Here is a 20,734-nt window from a genome sequence, read left to right on the forward strand (position 1 = left end):
ATCCGCCGGGCCGGGCGTCAGGCCGCGGCCTGGCCGTGGCGGGCGGGGAGCGGGCAGCGTTCGTCCAGCTCGGTGTTGGTCCGCACCCTCACGTCGAACATCCCCTCCGCGCGCAAGAGCCGCAGCCAGATGTCCAGTTCGCTGCTGATCCCCTCGCTGGCGGCGGCGATCCGCACCGCCTCGTCACGGTCCGCCGGGCTCCGGCCGACCAGCAGGATCCTGATCTTGAGGGCGATGCTGTGCCCGTTCCGAGGCTCGATCTTCAGGGCCTCGTCGACGTATCCCGCGGCCACCGTCGGGTTGGAGCGGGCGAGGGCGATCCTGGCCTTCCAGTACCAGAACTCCTCGGCCTCGCGGTCGATCCCCGCCGAGCCGAGCGCGCGTTGCGCCTGGTCGGGCTCGTTCGCCGCGATCAGCCGTGCCACCTTGGCCAGTGACCGCTCCTCCGCCGCCCCGGGCTCCGGCCCGTTCCGGCGCCCCCCGGTGAAGAGCCGACCCACGACCAGGAGGGAGGCCAGGAGGAACGCCAGCAGGATGCCGACCAGGATCATGAACTGCTGGGCTCCCTCGCCGTCGGCGAGGGTGGCGAAGATGCCCAGGATCGCTATGGCGAAGGCGAAGACGATCACAGCCCCGAACAGTCCGGTGGCCTGTCCCGCGGTCAAGGTGCGGAACATCCTGTGCTGAATGATGTTGCGGACGAGGTCCCGGTAAAGGAGGAACAGCACTCCGAGCGCCACGCCACCGAATCCGGCTATACCGCCGAGGACCTGAAATAGCTCCAACATGCCACGGACTGTAGGGCCTTGGGCATGCAGGTGTACGGGATACGGTCAGGAGCGTCCGGGGAGCGGATCCTCGTGCCCCCGGGAAGCGCCGGTCCCTCAGCTCGCGTCGTGGTGGTGGGCCTGGGTGATGAGGTCCGTCGCGACCTCCAGGGCCGCCTGGCGCGTCTCCTCCGGGTCGCCCTCCACGTGCTGGAGGAACATCATGCCGGCGTGCAGCGTGAACAGGGCGCTCACGCAGCGGACCTGGTCCGTCAGCGGGCCGTCCTCCGTGCGCAGCAGCTCCACCAGCCGGAAGAGGCGCTGCTTCACCGTCTCGCCGATGCTCAGCTCCCGCATCGTCGCCTGGTTCTCCTGCATGAACCGGTACAGCGAGGCGCCCGCCGCCATCGCCTCGCTGTAGCGGCGCAGCACCTCGCACTTGGTCTCCAGGGTGCGCGGCTGCCCCTCCGCCCACGTGATCAGCTCGTCGATCGGCCGCGTCAGGTCCTCGAAGAGGCTGATGATGATGTCTTCCTTGGTCTTGAAGTGGTAGTACAGCGCCGCCTTCGTGACCTCCAGCCGCTCCGCGATCTCGCGCAACGACGTCTTCTCGTAGCCCTGTTCGGCGAACAGCTCCAGCGCGACGTCCTGGATGCGCTGGCGCGTGTTGCCACGGCGCGGCTGCGGACCGCTGCTGGAGCTGGTCGTCATGATCGGTTCTCCCCAAAATTTACTTACTTGACGCCCGGCTAGTGACGGGTCTACCGTCCCCATTGTAGTGAACTAGCCGGTCGGCAAGTAAGAGCCGGCGCTCGAAGACCAGAAGTGCAGCAGTGGAAGTGCCAGGGGAGTGGACATGGGCGAGACAGTCAAAACGGCCGGAGCCTCGGAGGGGGTGAAGCCGCGCAGTGTGCGCGTCGTTCTCATGGCGCTCATGATCGCGATGCTGCTGGCCATGCTCGACAACATGATCATCGGTACCGCGATGCCCACCATCGTCGGCGAGCTCGGCGGCCTGGAGCACCTTTCCTGGGTGGTCACCGCCTACACGCTGGCCACCGCGGCCTCCACCCCCATCTGGGGCAAGATCGGCGACATGTACGGGCGGAAGGGCTCCTTCCTCACCTCGATCGTCATCTTCCTGATCGGCTCCGCGCTCAGCGGCATGGCCCAGGACATGGGCCAGCTGATCGGCTTCCGCGCGATCCAGGGCCTCGGTGCCGGCGGTCTGATGGTCGGCGTCATGGCGATCATCGGCGACCTGATCCCGCCCCGTGAGCGCGGCAAGTACCAGGGCATGATGGCCGGCGTGATGGCCCTCGCCATGATCGGCGGACCGCTGGTCGGCGGCACCATCACCGACCACATGGGCTGGCGCTGGTCCTTCTACATCAACCTGCCGCTCGGCGCGGTCGCGCTCGCCATGGTCACCGCCGTCCTGCACCTCCCCAAGAAGACGGGCGAGGGCGAGCGCCCGAAGATCGACTACCTGGGCGCGGCACTCCTCACCGTCGCCATCACCTCCACCGTGCTGGTCACGACGTGGGGCGGCACCGAGTACGCCTGGGGCTCCGGCCAGATCATCGGCCTGATCGTCGTCGGCCTGGTCTCGATCGCCGCGTTCCTCTACGCCGAGACCAAGGCCGCCGAGCCGGTCATGCCGCTGCACATCTTCCGCAGCCGCAACTTCACCCTCATGTCCGTGATCGGCTTCCTCGTCGGCTTCGCGATGTTCGGCGGCGTGCTGTACCTGCCGCTGTTCCAGCAGGCGGTCCAGGGCGCCTCCGCCACCAACTCGGGTCTGCTCCTGCTGCCCATGCTGCTCTCGATGATGGTCGTCTCGCTGATCGCGGGCCGCATCACCACCAGCAGCGGCAAGTACAAGATCTTCCCGATCGTCGGCGGCGCGCTCATGGTCGTCGGGCTCTTCCTGCTCGCGACGATGGACACCGGCACCTCGCGCCTCGTCTCCGGCCTGTACATGGCCGTCCTCGGCGCCGGGCTCGGCTTCCTGATGCAGATCACCATGCTGGTCGCGCAGAACAGCGTCGAGATGAAGGACATGGGTGTCGCGTCCTCGTCGGCGACCCTCTTCCGCACGCTCGGCGGCTCCTTCGGCGTGGCGCTGATGGGCTCGCTCTTCACCTCCCGGGTCACGGACACCATGTCCGACCGCCTGGGTCCCCAGGCCGCGGACGCCGCGGGCTCCGCCCAGCTGGACGCGGCGAGCCTGGCCAAGCTGCCGGAAGCCGTACGCGACGCCTACCAGCACGCGGTGGCCGCCGGTACGCACTCCGCGTTCCTGCTCGGCGCGGCCATCGCCGTACTGGGCTTCGCGGCTGCCTGGTTCGTCAAGGAGGTCCCGCTGCGGGGCGCGGGCCCGGCCCCGGCCGACGGCGCGGACGGCGGCAAGACGGCCCCGGCTCCGCAGGAGTCCGTCGCGCACTGACGCACGCGACGCGCGGCGTACGAAACGCACAACGGCCCGGCCCCGGTGGATGAACGGATCCACCGGGGCCGGGCCTTTTGCGTACACGCGTCAACCGCGCCGCCGGTTCGGCCAGTTCGGCAACTCCCGTAACTGCTGTAACTCCTGCAACTCCGGCAACTCGGGACCAAAGTCCTATTACATGGAATTCAACTGCTAATCGGCTGGAACCCCCCGGCGGCGGCGCACGTCCTGATCCACAGAACGCTCACATGCGGATGGGGAGTGGACATGGGTTTCTTGGCGCGCGTCAACGAGAAGGGCATCCGGGCCCGCGCAGCCGTCGCGGCGTCGGCCGTCGCCGTCGCGGCGACGATCTGGGGAGTGGCGACGCTGGTGGAGTCGGGACACGAGACCCCCGGCTCGAACGTGTCGCGCCAGCGCGACGCCGACGGCGCGGCGCGCGGGCCGCAGCAGCAACCGGAGCGGATACCCGAGGGCATAGCCCACGCGTCGGAGAGCGGCGGGAACGCGGTCAACATCACCATCGACGACGGCCCCGACCCCCGGTGGACCCCGAAGGTCCTCGACGTACTGGAGAAGTACGACGTGAAGGCCACCTTCTGCATGATCGGGCCGCAGGCCAGGGCCCACCCCGGCCTCGTCAAGAAGGTCGTCGCCGCCGGCCACCGGCTCTGCGACCACACCATGGACCACGACACGGCCATGGACAAGAAGCCCGTCGCCTACCAGGAACAGCAGATCCTCGACGCGAAGCGGCTGATCGAGGAAGCCGCGGGCGGCGGCGCGAAGGTCGAGTACTACCGCGCCCCCGGCGGCGCCTTCACCCCCGACAGCCGCCGCCTGGCCGCAGCGAACGGCATGCGCCCGCTCGGCTGGAACGTCGACACCAAGGACTTCGGCAAGCCGGGGACGGCCGCCGTCGTCGACGCCGTGAAGCGCGAGATCGGCAACGGCCCGACGGTCCTCTTCCACGACGGGGGCGGCAACCGCGCACAGACCGTCGAGGCGCTCGACCAGGTGCTGGCCTGGCTGAAGGAGCAGGGCCGGGCGACCGGCTTCCCGGTCCGCACCGCCCCCGAGACCACCGACCCGTCCTGACGGGGGCGGGCTGACACGCCGTCCGGCGGCGAACGGGTGAGGGTCGACGACCCGGAGCGCCCCGGGGTGTTCCCTGGTCACGCGCGTACGAACGTACGCCCGACCAGTCCGAACCAGTCCGAACCAGCCCCGACCAGGAGGCCCCCGTGACCATCAGCCCCGGAAAACTCTCCGACCCCGCCGTCGGCGCCTTCGTCACTGCCGTCAACGCGCACGACAAGGACGCCTTCCTCGCCCTGCTGACCCCCGACGCGACCATGTCCGACGACGGCTCGGACCGCGACCTCCGCGAGTGGATCGACCGGGAGATCTTCGACTCCGGCGGCCACATGGACGTCCAGAAGGAATCCGACGGCGGCCACGCCCTCATCGTCTCCTACCGCAACGACACCTGGGGCGAGATGCGCACCGCATGGCGCTTCGACGTCACCCCCGGCGGCAAGATCAGCCGCTTCGAAACCGGCCAGGCCTGAGTCACAGCCCCCGCGCCACCCCCAGCACCGCCGCCGTCAGGCGCTCGTTCTCCGGTGCCGCTCCGCCCGGGAAGGCGAAACGGCGGCGTGTGTACGCGTAGGCGATTCCCGTGACCGGGTCCGCGAAGCCATGGGAGCCCGCCGCGCTGCTGTGCCCGAAGGCCTCCGTGCCCACGGCGGGCTGCCGCGTGAAGCCCAGCGCGAAGCGGTCCGCCTCCGCCGTCACCAGGTCCACGCCCGGGGTGTGCGGCTTCGCGCACTCCGCCAGGGTCTCCGGCTTCAGCAGCGGAGCCCGGCCGTCCACGCCGCCGATGGCCGCCGCGTACATTCCGGCGATGCCGCGTGCCGTGCCGATGCCGCCCGCCGAGGTTCACAACGGGAGTTGATCAGCCGGTATTCCGGCACCGGGGGCGGTACGGCCGGGCCTCCCGTACGGGTGAAAGCACGTCAGGCGTCGTTCCGGCCCACCGCGGGGGCCCGTTGGAGCGGGCATGAAGCGCACCCGCATCGCCGCCCTCGCCCTCGTGACCACCGCCGCGGCCCTCGCTCCCGCCCTCGGCCAGGCGGCCACCGCCGCGGAGGGTACGGCGTACCTCCAGGACCCGGCAGGCGGCGAGAAGACCATGAAGTCGATGTGGACCAAGGACGAAATGCACAAGGTGGAGGGGCAGTTCCGCTTCCACCCCGGGATCATGTACCGGACGGTCACCCGCCCGGGCCCCTCCGCGGCCCCGGGCTACGAGCGGCAGGTACCGGACCTGAAGACGCTCGCGTGGCAGCCCTCGTACGAGTTCGCCTGGTCGGTGTCCGACTCGACGCTCGTGAAGAAGGCGATGACGACCAAGGAGGGCGCGCACCCGATCGTCGTGCACGCCGTGCTGCGCAGCGCCAAGGGCGCCAAGGCGGGGGAGGTGCGCCAGGAGCTGGCCGGGAAGCCGGCGACGGGGCGGGAGAAGATCGCGGGCGGCAAGCGGATCGCCTGCGACAGCGGGGAGTACACGGTGGAGTGGTCGGTGACGCGCTCCGGCTACGGGACGCTCACGGGCACGCTGCGCTGGGACTCCAGCTGCGAGCAGTACCGGACGGCGTTCTCCGAGGAGCAAGGGAAGCAAGGGCAGCAGGGGCGCTAGAGCCGGCCAGGGCGGGTGGGCAGCCAGGGCGGCGGGGGCACCGGAGGCGCCGGCGCGGAGTCGAGGCCGGCCGCCCCGCGCACCTTGTGGGTGCTCGGCGGGCGACTGGGCCGGCGGCCTTGGATCAAGAGCCGCAGTGGCCATGGTGCCGCATGGGGTGGGCTGCGGCACGGGGCGAAGGTCCCGTGTCGCGGGGGAACTTCGGTGTTCCGGTGTTCGTCAGTGCTTCTTGGAGGCCTCGTTCGCCTGGGCGGCGATGCCCTCCAGGACGCCCTTGGCGTCTCCGTTCGGTTCCACCGCGCGTCCGATGTTGCGCTTGATGGTGTCGCTGACCGTCACCCAGGACGGGTCGTTCACCGGGTAGAGCTGGGCACCGTAGAGCGCGGTCAGGAACTGCTGGTCGTTCTTGTCGAGGCCGCCGCCGGCCTGGGGGCGCGAGGCGGTGACGGTGGACGGCAGCAGGTGGTAGCGGTTGGCGAAGTCCGACAGGTTCTTGTCCTGGTAGAGGAACTCCAGGAACGTGCCGATCTCGGCACGGTGGCCGTTCTGCTTGAAGGCCATCATCCAGTCGGCCACGCCCACGGTCGGCGGGCTCTCCCCGGAGCCGAGGGTGTCCGAGACCGGCATGGTGACGGCGCCGACGCCGATGCCCTTGCCGCGCGCCTCGTGGAGGAGCGAGGGATAGCCGTTGAGCATGCCGACCTCGCCCTTCAGGAAGGCGGCGAAGGCATCGGCACGGTTGAGCTGGGAGGGCGGGGTGGGGCCGGTGAGCCCGGGGGCGACCAGCTGGCTCTTGACCCAGTTCCAGGTGTCGACGTTCTGGTCGGAGGCCAGGCTGTAGTTGCCGCTGCTGTCGGCGTAGCCGCCGCCGTTGCTCAGCTCCCAGATCATCGCCTCGGCGTGCGCCTCCTCCGGGCCCAGGGGCAGGGCGTACGGGAACTTCACGCCCTTGTCCTTGAGCTTGCCGGCCGCGGACTTGAGGTCGGACCAGGTCTTGGGCGGAGTACTGACGCCGGCCTGCTTGAACAGCGCCTCGTTGTAGAACAGGAGGCGGCTGCTCGCCACGAAGGGCAGGCCGTAGAGGGCGTTGCCGACGGTGCCGGCCTCGGCGAGCGGCTGGAGGAAGTTCGCCTCGGCGCTGACCGACAGCAGTTCGTCCGCGGAATAGAGCTTGCCCTGCGCCGCGAAGTCCGAGTACGCGCCCATGAGGGCCATGTCCGGTGCTTTCCCGGCCTTGACCATACGGGAGACCTCGCGGTCGATGTCGGCCCACGGAAGGAGCTTCACCTCGACCTTGATACCGGGGTGGGCGGAGGCGAAATCGTCCGTCACCTTGTCCCAGAAAGCCTTCGAGCTGGTGGCCGGAGTATCGCCGTATTCCGCGGCGATGAGGTGCAGCGTGCCGTCGCCACCTGCGCTGTCTCCGGAACCTCCGCATCCGGCCAGAGGTATCAGCAGACCGAGCACGACCGTGGTGGAGGCCGCGCCGAAAATTCTTCGTCGCACGGGTGTATTCCCCTGATTTTCTTTGGATCCCGTTATTACTTATGAGTTGCTCCGGGCGGGGTGTCCATCCATGGCCCGTTGGCCGGAATTCTCTCCTGGGGACGGGCGATTGATTCCATTGGGGCCGCACTTGTGGGCAATGCTCCAACTGCCGCTTTTCCGGCTGGTGTTTTCCGATATGTGATCGACAAAGCGGACGCGCGTAGACATGCCGAAAAGCCCGTTTCCGGTAGTGGAACGGGCTCGGCGGGTCTGACGGGTACCGGTCGGCTAGTCGTCGGCTAGTCGGCGAACTCGCCCGCGTACGGGTCGGGCTCGCCCGTCTCGGGGTTGCGGCCCTCCTGCCATCGGCGCTGGGCCTTGCGCCAGTGGACGAAGCTGAGGTGGCCGCCGTCCCAGAAGGTGATGCTGACCGGGCTCACGTCGAACTCGTCGGAGCAGAGCCGGTGGAGGAATTCGGCCATTCCGTACGGGTACACCGCGAACGCGTCGGCGGTGTGCCGTCCGCACACCAGAACCGGCCACCGGTCCGGGTCGGGATCGGAGGTGAGCCAGCAGAGGATGTCGGACCCGCCGGTCACGCCCCAGGCGATGATCGACTCCGGGTCCACGTCGAAGGCGGACCGGCCGCCCTCCGCCTCCCAGGCCTGGCGGGCGTTGTCGGTCTCCTCGGCCATCTCGGCCGGGTCCCACTGGAGGCCCGGCTTGGGGAGCGGCAGCAGGATGCTCGCCTCGCCATTGATGGATCCGGCGCCGAAGCGGCCCATGAAGGCCACGAAATCCGCCGGGAACCGGGTGCCCCAGGCCGCCTCGGCCGCCTGCCAGTCGATGTCCTCGTCGGCGCCGTGCGTCGCCGGCATGATCTGCTCCAGCGCCTTGATGTGCGCGTTCTCCGTCATGCCGCTCCCCTGACACCCCAGCTCAACCGCCCCAACCTACCGCCGGCGCGGGGCCCCGCCTACCCGCGCGTGAGACGCCCGGGTACGTCCAGGTTCACGGTGGTCCCGACCCGCAGTCCCCACCCGGCCATCGCCCCGGCCTCGGCCTCCAGGACGTGCCGCGACCGGAGCCGGGGCAGCCCGAGGCGTCCGGGGGCCATCGTGACGACGGCGAGCACGTCGAGGTCCCTGCCGAGGTACGCCACGTCGATGGCGAACCGCATCCGGAAGGTGTGCACGCTCGCCGCCGGGGTGAGCAGCATGGCCCCGTCGATCCCGTCCCGTCCGAGCAGCCCCCGCGTCCGGGCTCCGTACGAGGCGGCGACCTCCAGCGGAACCGTCACCGCCCCGACCCCGAGGAGGCCCTCGCCGTCCCGCCAGTTCGCCATGGCGGCAGCCTAAGGGCTGCCCCGGGCCCCGCCCAGGCCCCGCCGGCCCCCGCCCAGGTCGCGGCGGGGCTATGCCGCGACCGCCGGCCGGCCCTACCGTCGCCGGATGGGCGTCATCGTGATCGTTCTCGCCGCCGCGTACGGGACCGCCGCCGGGCTGCTGCTGCCGCGCGCCGCGTACCGGCTCTCCGTCGAGCCGGGGGAACCCTGGCGCGAGCGCTGCCCGCAGGGCCACGCGCTGCCCGGTTGGCTCGGCCCGGCCCGCTGCCGGTTCACCGCGCGCCACGCGTACGGCAGGCACGCCGCCCCCCTCGCCGCCCTCACCGGGGCGGTCTGCGCCGCCCTGGGAGCGGCCGTCGGGGCGCGCCCCGAGGCCGTGGCCTACATCGGCCTCGCCCCGGCGCTCGTGCTGCTCGCCCTCGTCGACCGCGCCGTGCACCGGCTCCCCGACGTACTGACGCTGCCGCTCGCCGCCGCGGTCGCCGCCGGGCTCGGGTCGGCAGCCCTCCTGCCCCGCGCCGGAGGCGACTGGCAGCGCGCGCTGCTCGGCGGGGGCCTGCTCGCCGCCGGGTACCTCGTGCTGTTCCTGATCAACCCCGGCGGTATGGGCTTCGGCGACGTCAAGCTGGCGCTCTCGCTGGGGGTCGCTCTTGGGTGGTACGGGTGGGGGGTATGGGTCGCGGGGGCCTTCCTGGGCCTTTTCTACGGGGCCCTGTACGGCCTGTCCCTTGTGCTGCGCGGCCCCGCGACCCGCAAGCAGAGTTTCGCCTTCGGCCCTTTCATGGCGGCCGGAGCACTCACCGGAGTGCTGCTGGGTGGTTTCGGAGCGTAATCGTGTCGCGCCAATGCACGCATAACGCTTTACGAAGGGTTATGGTGGAACCCCCCCCCTCGGGCCGGTCCGTATCCCCCCCACGGACCGGCCCGTTTTTTGTTCTCCGCACCCTTCGGGCAAATGCGCAGGTCAGCCGCGCTGGGCCCAGAGGTTGGTGCCGGGGGTGGACACCGCGAAGGAGTCGATCTCCTTCAACTCGGCCTCGGAGAGCGGATCTCCGCCCAGCGCGGCCACGTTCTCCTCCAGCTGCTTCACGCTCGACGCGCCGATCAGGGCCGAGGTCATCCGGTCGTCGCGGAGCACCCACTTCAGCGCCAGCTGCGCCAGCGACTGACCGCGCCGCGCGGCGATGCCGTTCAGCCCGTTCAGCCGGCGGAGCACCTCGTCGGAGAGCATGCCCGGGTCGAGGGACTTGCCCTGCGTGGCCCGCGAGCCCGCCGGGATCTCCTTGAGGTACTTGCCCGTCAGCAGCCCCTGCGCCAGCGGCGCGAAGGAGATGCAGCCCATGCCGGCGTCCTCCAGGGTGTCCAGCAGCCCGTCCTCCTCCGTCCAGCGGTTGATCATGGAGTACGAGGGCTGGTGGATCAGCGGACGCACCCCCATCCCGCGCAGGATCCGCACCGCCTCGGCCGTCTGCTCCGCGGTGTACGAGGAGACGCCGACGTAGAGCGCCTTGCCCTGCTGGACGGCGGACGCCAGGGCGCCCATCGTCTCCTCCAGCGGGGTCTCCGGGTCGAAGCGGTGCGAGTAGAAGACGTCGACGTAGTCCACGCCCATCCGCTTCAGCGAGGCGTCCAGCGAGCTGAGGAGGTACTTCCGGCTGCCCCACTCGCCGTACGGCCCCGGGTGCATCAGGTAGCCGGCCTTGGTCGACAGGATCAGCTCGTCGCGGTAGGACGCGAAGTCCCGCGAAAAGATCTTGCCGAAGTTGATCTCGGCCGAGCCGGGCGGCGGGCCGTAGTTGTTCGCCAGGTCGAAGTGGGTGATGCCGAGGTCGAAGGCCCGGCGAAGGATCGCCCGCTGGGACTCCAGGGACTTGTCGTCGCCGAAGTTGTGCCAGAGGCCGAGCGAGACGGCGGGGAGCTTGAGGCCGCTGTGGCCGGTGCGCCGGTACTCCATGGAGTCGTAGCGCGAGGGCTCTGCCCGATAGGGATTGGTATCAGTCACGTTGTCCTCCCTATCACGGAGTTGTGACAGACCGAATTGGGTACCCCCTCTCACCGCGCAGTAATGTGGCCGCCTCGGGGGAGACCGCAATTCGCACGGGGGCATTGCACGGAGGGGCTGGAAGATCGTGAAGCTGCGCGACCTGGTGTACAGGCTCTACGCACGCCGGGTGGAAGGCCGCCTCGACCATGACGCGGCGCCCAAGCACATCGGCGTCATCCTGGACGGGAACCGGCGCTGGGCGAAGGCGTCCGGAGGTACGACGGAACAGGGCCACCAGGCCGGGGCCGACAAGATCTCCGAGATGCTGGGCTGGTGCACCGAGACCGACGTCGAGGTCGTCACCCTGTGGATGCTCTCCACGGACAACCTGGACCGGCCGGAGGTCGAGCTCCGCCCGCTGCTCAACATCATCGAGAACACCGTGCGGGGCCTCGCCGCGGACGGCCGCTGGCGTGTCCACCACGTCGGCAACCTCGACATCCTGCCCGCCCAGACGCAGACCGTGCTGAAGGAGGCCGAGCAGGCCACGCACGACATCGACGGGATACTCGTCAATGTCGCCGTCGGCTACGGCGGCCGCCAGGAGATCGCCGACGCGGTCCGCTCGCTGCTCCTGGAGCACGCGCAGAAGGGCACCTCCTTCGAGGAGCTCGCCGAGATCCTGGACATCGACCACATCGCCGAGCACCTCTACACGCGCGGCCAGCCCGACCCGGACCTCGTGATCCGCACCAGTGGCGAGCAGCGGCTGTCCGGATTCATGCTCTGGCAGAGCGCCCACTCCGAGTACTACTTCTGCGAGGTCTTCTGGCCGGCCTTCCGCAAGGTCGACTTCCTCCGGGCCCTGCGCGACTACGCCGCCCGCCACCGGCGCTACGGCACCTGATTCATCCTGATTCACCCGGGGTGTCCTCCGACGCCCCCTCGGTCACAGTCGTCCCCTCCTTCCCAAGCCTTCACCTGGGATTCACAGAGCGTCCGTCATATGCCATGGCATGGCCTGGCCTGATCTGGGAATACCCCTTTCAGGTCGACGTCCGATCCACGGGTGTCGAATCTCAGCGGACGGCATGGGGTCGTCCGCCCGGGAGGCCCTTTGCACCAGGACGCACGTGCGGTTCGCACGGACGAAGTGGGAGGGCCGGAAATCGGCCCCGGCATGGGTGCCGATGACCGGTCCGGTCTTCATGGCCCGACCTCTTCCGAGGGGGTACGTCCTTCCGTGGTGACCAGCACAAAGCGCCGCCTGCCCGACAGGCGGACCTACGTCCTCGACACCAGCGTCCTGCTGGCAGACCCCAACGCGATCACCCGCTTCGACGAGCACGAGGTCGTGCTCCCGATCGTGGTGATCACCGAGCTGGAGGCAAAGAGGCACCATCCCGAACTCGGCTACTTCGCGCGCCAGGCCCTGCGCCTGCTCGACGACTTCCGGGTCCGGAACGGACGCCTCGACGCCCCCATCCCGCTGGGCGATCTGGGCGGCACCCTGCGTGTCGAGCTCAACCACTCCGACCCGGGTGTCCTGCCCGCCGGCTTCCGACTGGGGGACAACGACTCGCGGATCCTCGCGGTCGCCCGCAATCTCCAGGCCGAGGGCTACGACGTCACGGTGGTCTCGAAGGATCTCCCGCTGCGCATCAAGGCCTCCTCCGTGGGCCTGCTGGCCGAGGAGTACCGGGCGGAGCTCGCCATCACGGACGCCGGCTGGACCGGCATGAGCGAACTCGCCCTCTCCGGGGAACAGGTGGACCTCCTCTACTCGGAGGAGCGGCTCTACGTCCCGGAGGCCGCCGAGCTGCCCGTGCACACCGGGCTGGTCCTGCAGTCCGAGCGCGGCAAGGCGCTCGGCCGGGTCACGGCCGACGGCAACGTGAGGCTCGTACGGGGCGACCGCGAGGCCTTCGGGCTGCACGGCCGCAGCGCCGAGCAGCGCATCGCCCTGGACCTCCTCCTCGACCCCGAGATCGGGATCATCTCGATGGGCGGCCGGGCCGGCACCGGAAAGTCGGCGCTGGCGCTCTGCGCGGGCCTGGAGGCCGTACTGGAGCGGCGCCAGCACCAGAAGGTGATGGTCTTCCGGCCGCTGTACGCGGTGGGCGGCCAGGACCTCGGCTACCTGCCCGGGGATGCAAACGAGAAGATGAGTCCCTGGGCGCAGGCGGTCTTCGACACCCTCTCGGCGGTCGCCGGGCGGGAGGTCATCGAGGAGGTGCTGAACCGCGGGATGCTGGAGGTCCTGCCGCTCACGCACATCCGCGGCCGCTCGTTGCACGACGCCTTCGTGATCGTGGACGAGGCCCAGTCGCTGGAGCGGAACGTCCTGCTGACCGTTCTGTCCCGAATCGGGGCGAATTCGCGGGTCGTTCTGACCCACGACGTGGCCCAGCGGGACAATCTGCGGGTCGGCCGGTACGACGGAGTCGTCGCCGTCGTTGAGAAGCTGAAGGGGCATCCGCTCTTCGCTCACGTCACGCTGAACCGCTCCGAGCGCTCCCCGATCGCCGCACTCGTCACCGAGATGCTCGAATCGCTGTAGCGCACACAGGGGGCAAAACCCCCATAGCGGGAAGGTGAGTTGGCGCCGCCCGGCAAAGGCCCGAGAGCCTAGCCGGGCGGCGTCGTGCTGCACAGCCCTTTCGCCAAAACAACAGGGGCATCCCAGGTGTGACCTTTCACACGCAGCACAGAATTGCCCTGCGGCGCCGAGGTCCGGCAGAGTCTGTTTTCCGTCAGGCCCCGCATACGGCACAGTTGTATCTCCGGTACCACCCGTGAGGTACGCGCAGCACCACAACTCCACAGCCGATCGCCGTATGCCGCCCGGAGTTTCACGTGCAGCCCCCGCGAGGGAGCTGCCACGGGCCCGCGTCTCCAGTGACCGCAGAACCACGGAGGCCAGTGTCGAGGGGCACTCTCGCGCCCGCGCGGTCACTGCGGACGTTGCTGGAAGGACATCATGTGAGCCGGATCTCGGTCCGGGGGTTCGCAGTGGCTTCGGCCACCGCGGTCACCACCGTCGGCGCAGTCGTTGGCGTTGCCACTGGCGACCCCACGAACGATCTCGAAACGACGGCGTCCGGCGCGACTCTCCTCACTGACATCCCGGTCGGCGACCAGGCTGAGGTCCAGAGCGGGTCCCTGACCCAGCAGGCCGACGCCATCGCCCACGCCGCCGACGCCGACGCCAAGCGCTCGGCCGAGGAGGCAGCCCGTGTCCAGGCCGCCGAGGACGCCAAGTCCAAGAAGGCGGAAGCGGAGAAGGCCAAGGCGGAGGCGGACGCCAAGGCCAAGCGGGAACGCGAGGAGAAGGACCAGATCGCCAGCCGGTCCGCCGCCCGCGACGCCGGCGACTTCGCGGTCCAGAGCTCCTACACGGTCGCGCAGGTCAAGGCCATCGCCCAGCAGATGGTGCCCTCCGGCCAGTTCCAGTGCTTCTCGAACATCATCAACGAGGAATCCACCTGGAACTACAAGGCCGTCAACTCGTCCTCGGGTGCCTACGGTCTGGTCCAGGCGCTCCCGGGCTCGAAGATGGCCTCGGCCGGTGCCGACTGGCGCACCAACCCCGCCACGCAGATCAAGTGGGGCCTGAACTACATGAACGACCGGTACGGCAGCGCGTGCAGCGCCTGGAGCTTCCACCAGGCCAACGGCTGGTACTAGCCACCGGGCGGCGGCCGCCGACCGGCAGTGCCCGCCGCACCCCCGCTCAACCTCGGAGAGCCCCGCACCGTCCTACGGCGCGGGGCTCCTCGCGTGTACGGTCTTTCGAGGTGTGACCAGTGGGCGGGGGGAAGGGAACGACATGTCGAAGAGGGCAGGCTGGCTCGGCCGGCTCGGGAGCAAGCTGAACCGGATGGAGGCGCGGCTCGACGAACGGCGGGCCGAGGTCGAGGCCGAGGCCAGGGGCGTTTCGCCGCTCCCCGTCGCGGCCGACCGGGCGCAGGCAGCCGCGGGGCCGGGATCCGCCGCTCCCGCCGCCGTCGTCCCGGCGGTACCCGAACGCCCCGACCCGGTGACCGTGGTTCCGTGGGGCATGCGGGTGGCCGCCGAGGTCAGCTGGCGGCTGCTGCTCCTGGCCGGAATGCTCTGGGTGCTGATGAAGGTGATCAGCGAAGTCCGCCTGGTCGTCCTCGCGTTCGCCGCCGCCATGCTGGTCACCGCGCTGCTCCAGCCCTTCGTGGTCCGGCTGCGCCGCCTCGGCCTGCCGCGCGGCCTCGCCACCGCCGTCACCGCGATCCTCGGCTTCGTGGTCATCGGGCTGGTCGGCTGGTTCGTGGTCTGGCAGGTCATGGAGAACCTCGACGACCTGTCCGACCGGGTCCGCGACGGAATCAACGAACTGAAACTCTGGGCACTGGACAGTCCGTTCCACGTGACCGAGAAGCAGATCACCGACATCGCGAAGAACCTCAGCGAGACCATCGGCACCAACACCGAGCAGATCACCTCCGCCGGCCTGCAAGGCGTGACGGTGCTCGTCGAGGTCCTGACCGGGATGCTGCTCGCGATGTTCTCGACGCTGTTCCTGCTCTACGACGGCAAGCGCATCTGGGAGTGGACGCTCGGTCTCGTCCCGGCCACCGCCCGGCCCGGAGTGGCGGGAGCCGGTCCGCGCGCCTGGCGCACGCTGACCGCGTACGTACGCGGCACCGTCCTCGTCGCGCTCATCGACGCCACCTTCATCGGCCTCGGCCTCTACTTCCTCAAGGTGCCGATGGCCGTGCCGCTGGCCGTCTTCATCTTCCTGTTCGCCTTCATCCCGCTCGTGGGCGCGGTGGTCTCGGGCGCACTCGCGGTGGTCGTGGCGCTCGTGACCCAGGGCGTGTTCACCGCGCTGATGGTGCTGCTCGTGGTGCTGGCCGTGCAGCAGATCGAGGGGCACGTGCTCCAGCCCTTCATCCTGGGCCGGGCGGTGCGGGTGCACCCGCTCGCGGTGGTGCTCGCCGTGGCGGCCGGCGGGATGATCGCGGGCATCGGCGGAGCCGTCGTCGCCGTACCGCTGGTCGCGGTCACCAACACGGTGGTGGGCTACCTGAGGGCGTACTCGCGCGAGCAACTCCTGCACGACGCCACCTCGGTCGGCCCCTCGCCGCACGGGGCGACCGCGCTGAGCCAGGCGGACCCGGGGCAGCGGTGATCGGCGAGCCCGAGCTCGACGGGGAGTGGGGGCCCGACGCCCTGCCCGCCGGGCAGGCGCAGCCGGACGCGCCGGGTGAGCCCGTACGACGGCCCGCGCGGCCGTGGCTGTGGGCACTGGGCGGGGCGCTGGTGGCCTCGGCGGTGTGGGCCGGGACGCTGGCCGTGTCGCAGGATCGATTCAGCGGCGCGCCAGAGGTCGCGTACCGGCACGCGGAGGACCTCTGCAAGGAGGCGTCGCTGAGCGCGGTCGCCATGGCCACCACGAAGCTCAGCGGGGACGTCCCGCGCCACGGCGAGCACCCCGCGATGGACTGGTCGTACTGCATGTACAACACGTATCCCACCGAAGACAGCATGAGGTACGGGGCCGAGGCGCTGGTCCAGTTGCACAAGAAGACGGACCCGCGCGCGGAGTTCGGTGCCGCTCCCGAGTCCCTGTCGAACGTCTGGGACGAGACGGCGGGCACGGAGCAGGTGCCCGGGCTCGGCGAGCGGGCACTGATCAGCCGTTCGGTCAGGGGGAACCGGATCCAAGTGCTGGACGGCGGCGCGGTCTTCACGCTCACGATCAGCTGGTACGGGGAGCTGGACTCGCCCGCACCGGACGAGGACGCCGTCAAGGCGGCGATGATCGAGGACGTGCGCACGCTGATGGCCACGCTGAAGAGGTGAACGACAGGGGCCCCGCGGCCGTTCCCGGCCGCGGGGCCCCTGTTCGCCGTACGGCCGCTGCTACTCGGCGGCGAGGGCGGCCTCGGCGTCGAGCGTGACGGCCACGGCCTGGATCACCGAGGCGATCTTGAAGGCCTCCTGGACCGTCTCCCGGTCGACACCGGCCTTGCGCAGGACCTGCTCGTGCGAGTCCAGGCACTGGCCGCAGCCGTTGATCGCGGAGACCGCGAGCGACCACAGCTCGAAGTCGACCTTCTCCACGCCCGGGTTGCCGATGACGTTCATCCGCAGGCCGGCGCGCAGGGTGCCGTACTCCGGGTCGGACAGCAGGTGCCGGGTGCGGTAGAAGACGTTGTTCATCCCCATGACCGCGGCGGCGGACTTGGCGGCGGTGTACGCCTCCGGCGACAGGGCCGCCTTCGCCTCCGGCTCCAGCTCACGCAGGACGCGCGGGGAGCGGGCGGCGATCGCGCAGGACAGGACGGTGCCCCACAGCTGCTGCTGCGAGAGGGTGTCCTGGTTGCCGATGACCGAGCCGAGGTTCAGCTTCAGGTCCTTGGCGAAGTCCGGTATGGCGGCCTTCAGGGAGTCGAGGGACATCCGTCACTCACCGGCCAGCAGCGCACCGGCGTCGATGGTGCTGTCGCCCTTGTTCCAGTTGCAGGGGCACAGCTCGTCGGTCTGCAGGGCGTCGAGGACCCGCAGGACCTCCTTGGGGTTACGGCCCACGGAACCGGCGGTCACCATCGAGAACTGGATCTCGTTGTTCGGGTCCACGATGAAGACGGCGCGCATCGGGAGGCCGTCCTGGCCGAGGATGCCGAGGTCGGTGGAGAGCTCGCGCTTGATGTCGGACATCATCGGGAAGGGCAGGTCACGCAGGTCGGCGTGGTCCTTGCGCCAGGCGTGGTGGACGTACTCGGAGTCGAGCGAGAAGCCGAGGATCTGGGCGTCGCGGTCGGCGAACTCCTCGTTCAGCTTGCCGAAGGCGGCGATCTCCGTCGGGCACACGAAAGTGAAGTCGAGAGGCCAGGCGAAGACGACCTTCCACTTGCCCTCGTACGTCTTGTGGTCGATCTGCGCGAACTCGGATCCGGCTTCGAGCGAGACACAAGCGGTCAGGTCGTACGTGGGGAACTGGTCGCCGACAGTGAGCACGTGCTCTCCTTGCAGATAGGAAATTGCCCCTTTTGGGGGATTTCCGAGAGGGTTGGACGGATCTCACATGCTGGCACAGCTGCATTGATTACGGAAATAGCTAGTCTTGTGTCAGGTGATCGGAGGTACCTATCAGTGGCTGTGGGTAATAGGGGAGCGAAGCAACCGACCCTCGCTCAGTTGCGGGCCTTCGCGGCCGTCGCCGAGCATCTGCACTTCCGGGACGCTGCCGCGGCCATCGGCATGAGCCAGCCCGCGCTGTCCGGAGCCGTGTCCGCACTGGAGGAGGCGCTCGGCGTGCAGCTGCTGGAGCGCACCACCCGCAAGGTGCTGCTGTCCCCGGCCGGGGAGCGGATAGCGGCGCGGGCGCGGGTGGTGCTCGACGCCATGGGCGGGCTGCTGGAGGAGGCCGAGGCGGTACGGGCCCCCTTCACCGGGACGCTGCGGCTCGGGGTGATCCCCACGGTGGCGCCGTACCTGCTGCCGACCGTGCTCGGGCTGTTCCACCGGCGCTATCCGCGGATGGACCTCCAGGTGCACGAGGAACAGACGGCCTCGCTGCTGGAGGGGCTGGCCGGCGGGCGGCTGGACCTGCTGCTGCTCGCGGTGCCGCTCGGTGTCCCCGGGGTCACCGAACTGCCCGTCTTCGACGAGGACTTCGTCCTGCTGGCGCCGCGGGAGCATCCGCTGGCCGGGCGCAAGGACATCCCGCGCGAGGAACTGCGCGGCCTCCAGCTGCTGTTGCTCGACGAGGGGCACTGCCTGCGCGACCAGGCCCTGGACATCTGCCGCGAGGCCGGGCGCACCGACGGGGCGGACGTCACCACGACCGCCGCCGGGCTGTCCACCCTCGTACAGCTGGTCGCCGGGGGCCTGGGCGTCACGCTGTTGCCGCGTACCGCGCTGCGGCTGGAGACCGCCCGCAACGAGTACCTGGCCACCGGGTACTTCGCCGAACCCGCGCCGTCCCGGCGGATCGCGCTGGCCATGCGTACGGGGACGGCCCGGCAGGAGGAGTTCCGGGCGATCGCCGGCGCACTGCGCGAAGCCGTACGCCCGCTCCCGGTGTGGCTCACCGACTAGCGGACGGGGCCGTGGGGAACGGGCGTACGGGGGCTACTCCGTGCGCAGGCCGTCCGGGCGCATCAGGCGCAGCAGCGGCGGCAGGCTGAGCAGGGTCACCAGGGCGACCACACCCGCGCCGATGCCGGTCATCGCCGCGACCGACATCCAGTCGACCCGTACCGGGACCGCGGCCATCCGCATCAGTACGGTGCCCAGCCCGACCCTGGTGTAGTTGTAGAGCCCGCTGCTCATCTTCGGCAGTCGGCGATGGTGATGTTCCCGCCGCCCGGCACCCCCGCGACGTACGCGGACACCGGATCGCTCAACCCGAGCTCGCCGTCCTGGGCGAGCAGGGTGATCAGCGCCGCCGTCATGGTCTTCGTGTCGGAGGCGATCCGGAGGCGGTCGCCGCTGTCCGGCGGCTCGGCCGTGCCCCGTTGCGTCGTGCCGGTGATCGCGCGGAAGGTCCCCTGCGGGGTGCGGAGCAGGACCACGGCTCCGGGCACCATGAGCTTCTTCGCCGCACGGTCCACGGCGGCCTGGAAGGCGGGATCGATCGACTTCAGGGCCGACGGCCGCGATCAGGAAGGCCTCATACGGCCATTCCGGGCAGAACGGCCCCGTTCGACAGGTCCGGGCGCACCTGGGCGGGCCCGCGGGCGGCGCGCACCGGCGCACACACCCGACAGGGGTTCGCCGGTCGGCCGGGAAGGCCGGTCAGGAGTCGGGCGAGGTGCGGGGGCGGCCGCGTGGCGGGATCGGGGCGGCCCCGCCCGGCAGGCGGCCCGTCTCGGACAGGGCCCGCCGCAGCAGGAACTCGATCTGCGCGTTCGCGCTGCGCAGCTCCTCGCCCGCCCAGCGGGCCAGCGCGTCGTACACCTGCGGGTCGAGCCGCAGCAGCACCTGTTTGCGCGGCTGCCGGCCCGCCCGGCCACCTTCCTCGGGGGAGGTCACTGGTAAAGGGTGCCCGTGTTGAGCACCGGCTGCGCGGCGCGGTCCCCGCAGAGGACCACCATCAGGTTCGAGACCATGGCGGCCTTGCGCTCCGGGTCCAGATCCACGATCTCCTCCTCCTGCAGGCGGGTCAGGGCCAGTTCGACCATGCCGACCGCGCCCTCCACTATCTGCTTGCGGGCCGCCACGACCGCGCCCGCCTGCTGGCGCTGGAGCATCGCGGAGGCGATCTCCGGAGCGTACGCGAGATGCGTGAAGCGGGACTCGATGATGTGCACGCCGGCCGCCTCGACCCGCGCGTGCAGTTCGACGGCCAGCTTCTCGGTGATCTCCTCGGCGTTCCCCCGGAGCGAGAGGCCGCCCTCCTCGTGCGCGTCGTACGGGTACTCGATCGCGATGTGCCGGACCGCCGCCTCGGTCTGGGTCTCGACGAACTCCGTGAAGTCCTCGACCTCGAAGGTGGCCCGCGCCGTGTCCTCGACCCGCCACACCACGACCGCCGCCAGCTCGATGGGGTTGCCGTAGGCGTCGTTGACCTTCAGGACGGCCGTCTCGTGGTTGCGTACCCGGGTGGAGATCTTCTCCCGCGAGGTCAGCGGGTTGACCCAACGCAGTCCGTCCGCGCGGATGGTCCCCCGGTAGCGGCCGAACAGCTGCACCACCCGGGCCTCGCCCGGCGCGATCGTGTTGAGCCCGCTCATCGCGATGAGGGAGGCGATGACCAGCAGGACGCCGGCGGCTATCAGCGAGGCCTTGGCGGCGACGGCCGTCAGCACCGCGCCGGTCGCGATCAGGCCCGCCCCCGCCGCGACGCCGGCCAGACCGAGCAGCAGCGCCAGGCCGCCGCCCACGCTGCGCGCGGTGAACTCGCGTACCCCGGCCGGTGCACCCTCAGCGGTCGTCGCATTGCTCATGATCTGTCCCCGTTCCTGTGGTCGCGGCCGGTCCAGCCGCCTAGCAAAGTGATATCACTTTTACTCTC

Annotated in this window: 24 protein-coding genes; 11 read left to right on the forward strand and 13 right to left on the reverse strand. The window is 70.1% G+C overall.

Annotated features, from left to right (window positions below; all coding sequences use genetic code 11):
• Positions 1 to 17: 17 nt before the first annotated feature.
• Both OG429_RS24380 and OG429_RS24385 read right to left on the reverse strand, forming a co-directional pair.
• Positions 18 to 788: a hypothetical protein gene (locus OG429_RS24380; RefSeq protein WP_328927391.1), complete on the reverse strand. Its 771-nt coding sequence runs from the start codon at positions 786 to 788 to the stop codon at positions 18 to 20.
• Between the two features lie 96 nt (positions 789 to 884).
• Positions 885 to 1,478 carry a TetR/AcrR family transcriptional regulator gene (locus OG429_RS24385; RefSeq protein ID WP_328927392.1) on the reverse strand — a complete coding sequence of 198 codons (594 nt, stop codon included), beginning with the start codon at positions 1,476 to 1,478 and terminating at the stop codon, positions 885 to 887.
• Between the two features lie 145 nt (positions 1,479 to 1,623).
• On the opposite strand from OG429_RS24385, the gene OG429_RS24390 reads away from it, so the two are divergent.
• The 3 genes from OG429_RS24390 (at position 1,624) to OG429_RS24400 (ending at position 4,790) form a co-directional block, all read left to right on the forward strand.
• Entirely contained in the window at positions 1,624 to 3,216 is a 1,593-nt protein-coding gene (locus OG429_RS24390; protein WP_328927393.1) for an MDR family MFS transporter, read from the forward strand.
• A gap of 270 nt (positions 3,217 to 3,486) precedes the next feature.
• Entirely contained in the window at positions 3,487 to 4,317 is an 831-nt protein-coding gene (locus tag OG429_RS24395; protein WP_328927394.1) for a polysaccharide deacetylase family protein, read from the forward strand.
• Positions 4,318 to 4,463: 146 nt separating this feature from the next.
• Positions 4,464 to 4,790: a nuclear transport factor 2 family protein gene (locus OG429_RS24400; protein ID WP_328927395.1), complete on the forward strand. Its 327-nt coding sequence runs from the start codon at positions 4,464 to 4,466 to the stop codon at positions 4,788 to 4,790.
• Position 4,791: 1 nt separating this feature from the next.
• Here the strand turns inward: OG429_RS24400 and OG429_RS24405 are convergent, their stop codons facing one another.
• Positions 4,792 to 5,118 (reverse strand): hypothetical protein, encoded by a 327-nt coding sequence (locus OG429_RS24405; protein ID WP_328927396.1) that lies wholly within the window; start codon positions 5,116 to 5,118, stop codon positions 4,792 to 4,794.
• 163 nt (positions 5,119 to 5,281) lie between these two features.
• Between OG429_RS24405 and OG429_RS24410 the strand changes: the two genes are divergently transcribed.
• Positions 5,282 to 5,920 (forward strand): hypothetical protein, encoded by a 639-nt coding sequence (locus OG429_RS24410; RefSeq protein WP_328927397.1) that lies wholly within the window; start codon positions 5,282 to 5,284, stop codon positions 5,918 to 5,920.
• Between the two features lie 219 nt (positions 5,921 to 6,139).
• Here OG429_RS24410 and OG429_RS24415 read toward each other — a convergent pair whose 3' ends face one another.
• The 3 genes from OG429_RS24415 to OG429_RS24425 form a co-directional block, all read right to left on the reverse strand.
• Positions 6,140 to 7,426 carry an extracellular solute-binding protein gene (locus OG429_RS24415; protein WP_328927398.1) on the reverse strand — a complete coding sequence of 429 codons (1,287 nt, stop codon included), beginning with the start codon at positions 7,424 to 7,426 and terminating at the stop codon, positions 6,140 to 6,142.
• 281 nt (positions 7,427 to 7,707) lie between these two features.
• The gene (locus OG429_RS24420; protein WP_328927399.1) at positions 7,708 to 8,325 is read right to left on the reverse strand and encodes an SMI1/KNR4 family protein; all 618 of its coding nucleotides are present in this window, start codon (positions 8,323 to 8,325) and stop codon (positions 7,708 to 7,710) included.
• 59 nt (positions 8,326 to 8,384) lie between these two features.
• Complete coding sequence (locus tag OG429_RS24425) at positions 8,385 to 8,753, reverse strand: DUF192 domain-containing protein (protein WP_328927400.1); 369 nt, start codon at positions 8,751 to 8,753, stop codon at positions 8,385 to 8,387.
• Positions 8,754 to 8,859: 106 nt separating this feature from the next.
• Between OG429_RS24425 and OG429_RS24430 the strand changes: the two genes are divergently transcribed.
• Positions 8,860 to 9,585, forward strand: coding sequence for an A24 family peptidase (locus OG429_RS24430; RefSeq protein WP_328927401.1), 726 nt, complete (start codon positions 8,860 to 8,862; stop codon positions 9,583 to 9,585).
• A 132-nt stretch (positions 9,586 to 9,717) separates the two neighbouring features.
• On the opposite strand, the gene mgrA is transcribed toward OG429_RS24430, so the two are convergent.
• The gene (gene mgrA / locus OG429_RS24435) at positions 9,718 to 10,755 is read right to left on the reverse strand and encodes an L-glyceraldehyde 3-phosphate reductase (RefSeq protein ID WP_328927402.1); all 1,038 of its coding nucleotides are present in this window, start codon (positions 10,753 to 10,755) and stop codon (positions 9,718 to 9,720) included.
• Between the two features lie 127 nt (positions 10,756 to 10,882).
• Between mgrA and OG429_RS24440 the strand changes: the two genes are divergently transcribed.
• The 5 genes from OG429_RS24440 (at position 10,883) to OG429_RS24460 (ending at position 16,575) form a co-directional block, all read left to right on the forward strand.
• A complete protein-coding gene (locus OG429_RS24440; RefSeq protein WP_328927403.1) occupies positions 10,883 to 11,644 on the forward strand; it encodes an isoprenyl transferase in 762 nt (253 codons plus the stop codon).
• Positions 11,645 to 11,980: 336 nt separating this feature from the next.
• A complete protein-coding gene (locus OG429_RS24445) occupies positions 11,981 to 13,297 on the forward strand; it encodes a PhoH family protein (protein ID WP_328927404.1) in 1,317 nt (438 codons plus the stop codon).
• A 422-nt stretch (positions 13,298 to 13,719) separates the two neighbouring features.
• On the forward strand, positions 13,720 to 14,424 hold the full coding sequence (locus OG429_RS24450; RefSeq protein ID WP_328927405.1) for a transglycosylase SLT domain-containing protein: 705 nt from the start codon (positions 13,720 to 13,722) through the stop codon (positions 14,422 to 14,424).
• 142 nt (positions 14,425 to 14,566) lie between these two features.
• On the forward strand, positions 14,567 to 15,901 hold the full coding sequence (locus OG429_RS24455; protein WP_328927406.1) for an AI-2E family transporter: 1,335 nt from the start codon (positions 14,567 to 14,569) through the stop codon (positions 15,899 to 15,901).
• Complete coding sequence (locus OG429_RS24460) at positions 15,898 to 16,575, forward strand: hypothetical protein (RefSeq protein ID WP_328927407.1); 678 nt, start codon at positions 15,898 to 15,900, stop codon at positions 16,573 to 16,575. The genes OG429_RS24455 and OG429_RS24460 overlap by 4 nt, the downstream gene beginning before the upstream one ends.
• Positions 16,576 to 16,635: 60 nt before the next feature.
• On the opposite strand, the gene OG429_RS24465 is transcribed toward OG429_RS24460, so the two are convergent.
• Both OG429_RS24465 and OG429_RS24470 read right to left on the reverse strand, forming a co-directional pair.
• A complete protein-coding gene (locus OG429_RS24465) occupies positions 16,636 to 17,175 on the reverse strand; it encodes an alkyl hydroperoxide reductase (RefSeq protein ID WP_328927408.1) in 540 nt (179 codons plus the stop codon).
• 3 nt (positions 17,176 to 17,178) lie between these two features.
• Entirely contained in the window at positions 17,179 to 17,733 is a 555-nt protein-coding gene (locus OG429_RS24470; RefSeq protein WP_328927409.1) for a peroxiredoxin, read from the reverse strand.
• A gap of 135 nt (positions 17,734 to 17,868) precedes the next feature.
• Between OG429_RS24470 and OG429_RS24475 the strand changes: the two genes are divergently transcribed.
• Positions 17,869 to 18,816, forward strand: coding sequence for a hydrogen peroxide-inducible genes activator (locus OG429_RS24475; RefSeq protein WP_328927410.1), 948 nt, complete (start codon positions 17,869 to 17,871; stop codon positions 18,814 to 18,816).
• Between the two features lie 33 nt (positions 18,817 to 18,849).
• On the opposite strand, the gene OG429_RS24480 is transcribed toward OG429_RS24475, so the two are convergent.
• The 4 genes from OG429_RS24480 to OG429_RS24495 form a co-directional block, all read right to left on the reverse strand.
• Positions 18,850 to 19,050, reverse strand: coding sequence for a hypothetical protein (locus tag OG429_RS24480; RefSeq protein WP_328930568.1), 201 nt, complete (start codon positions 19,048 to 19,050; stop codon positions 18,850 to 18,852).
• The gene (locus OG429_RS24485) at positions 19,047 to 19,331 is read right to left on the reverse strand and encodes a serine hydrolase domain-containing protein (RefSeq protein WP_328927411.1); all 285 of its coding nucleotides are present in this window, start codon (positions 19,329 to 19,331) and stop codon (positions 19,047 to 19,049) included. Before OG429_RS24485 ends, OG429_RS24480 begins: the two co-directional genes overlap by 4 nt.
• A gap of 184 nt (positions 19,332 to 19,515) precedes the next feature.
• Positions 19,516 to 19,752: a hypothetical protein gene (locus OG429_RS24490; protein ID WP_328927412.1), complete on the reverse strand. Its 237-nt coding sequence runs from the start codon at positions 19,750 to 19,752 to the stop codon at positions 19,516 to 19,518.
• Entirely contained in the window at positions 19,749 to 20,666 is a 918-nt protein-coding gene (locus OG429_RS24495) for an SPFH domain-containing protein (RefSeq protein WP_328927413.1), read from the reverse strand. The genes OG429_RS24490 and OG429_RS24495 overlap by 4 nt, the downstream gene beginning before the upstream one ends.
• Between the last annotated feature and the right edge of the window lie 68 nt (positions 20,667 to 20,734).

It is taken from the genome of Streptomyces sp. NBC_00190 (genome assembly GCF_036203305.1).
Lineage (GTDB): Bacteria > Actinomycetota > Actinomycetes > Streptomycetales > Streptomycetaceae > Streptomyces.

Bases quoted from the DNA above. Each gene is read 5' to 3' on its own strand.
- OG429_RS24455 (WP_328927406.1), top strand. From the start codon at position 14,567: ATGTCGAAGAGGGCAGGCTGGCTCGGCCGGCTCGGGAGCAAGCTGAAC.
- OG429_RS24430 (WP_328927401.1), top strand. From the start codon at position 8,860: ATGGGCGTCATCGTGATCGTTCTCGCCGCCGCGTACGGGACCGCCGCC.
- OG429_RS24410 (WP_328927397.1), top strand. From the start codon at position 5,282: ATGAAGCGCACCCGCATCGCCGCCCTCGCCCTCGTGACCACCGCCGCG.
- OG429_RS24480 (WP_328930568.1), bottom strand. From the start codon at position 19,050: ATGAGCAGCGGGCTCTACAACTACACCAGGGTCGGGCTGGGCACCGTA.
- OG429_RS24405 (WP_328927396.1), bottom strand. From the start codon at position 5,118: ATGTACGCGGCGGCCATCGGCGGCGTGGACGGCCGGGCTCCGCTGCTG.
- OG429_RS24390 (WP_328927393.1), top strand. From the start codon at position 1,624: ATGGGCGAGACAGTCAAAACGGCCGGAGCCTCGGAGGGGGTGAAGCCG.
- OG429_RS24495 (WP_328927413.1), bottom strand. From the start codon at position 20,666: ATGAGCAATGCGACGACCGCTGAGGGTGCACCGGCCGGGGTACGCGAG.
- OG429_RS24395 (WP_328927394.1), top strand. From the start codon at position 3,487: ATGGGTTTCTTGGCGCGCGTCAACGAGAAGGGCATCCGGGCCCGCGCA.
- OG429_RS24425 (WP_328927400.1), bottom strand. From the start codon at position 8,753: ATGGCGAACTGGCGGGACGGCGAGGGCCTCCTCGGGGTCGGGGCGGTG.
- OG429_RS24380 (WP_328927391.1), bottom strand. From the start codon at position 788: ATGTTGGAGCTATTTCAGGTCCTCGGCGGTATAGCCGGATTCGGTGGC.
- OG429_RS24385 (WP_328927392.1), bottom strand. From the start codon at position 1,478: ATGACGACCAGCTCCAGCAGCGGTCCGCAGCCGCGCCGTGGCAACACG.
- OG429_RS24465 (WP_328927408.1), bottom strand. From the start codon at position 17,175: ATGTCCCTCGACTCCCTGAAGGCCGCCATACCGGACTTCGCCAAGGAC.
- OG429_RS24420 (WP_328927399.1), bottom strand. From the start codon at position 8,325: ATGACGGAGAACGCGCACATCAAGGCGCTGGAGCAGATCATGCCGGCG.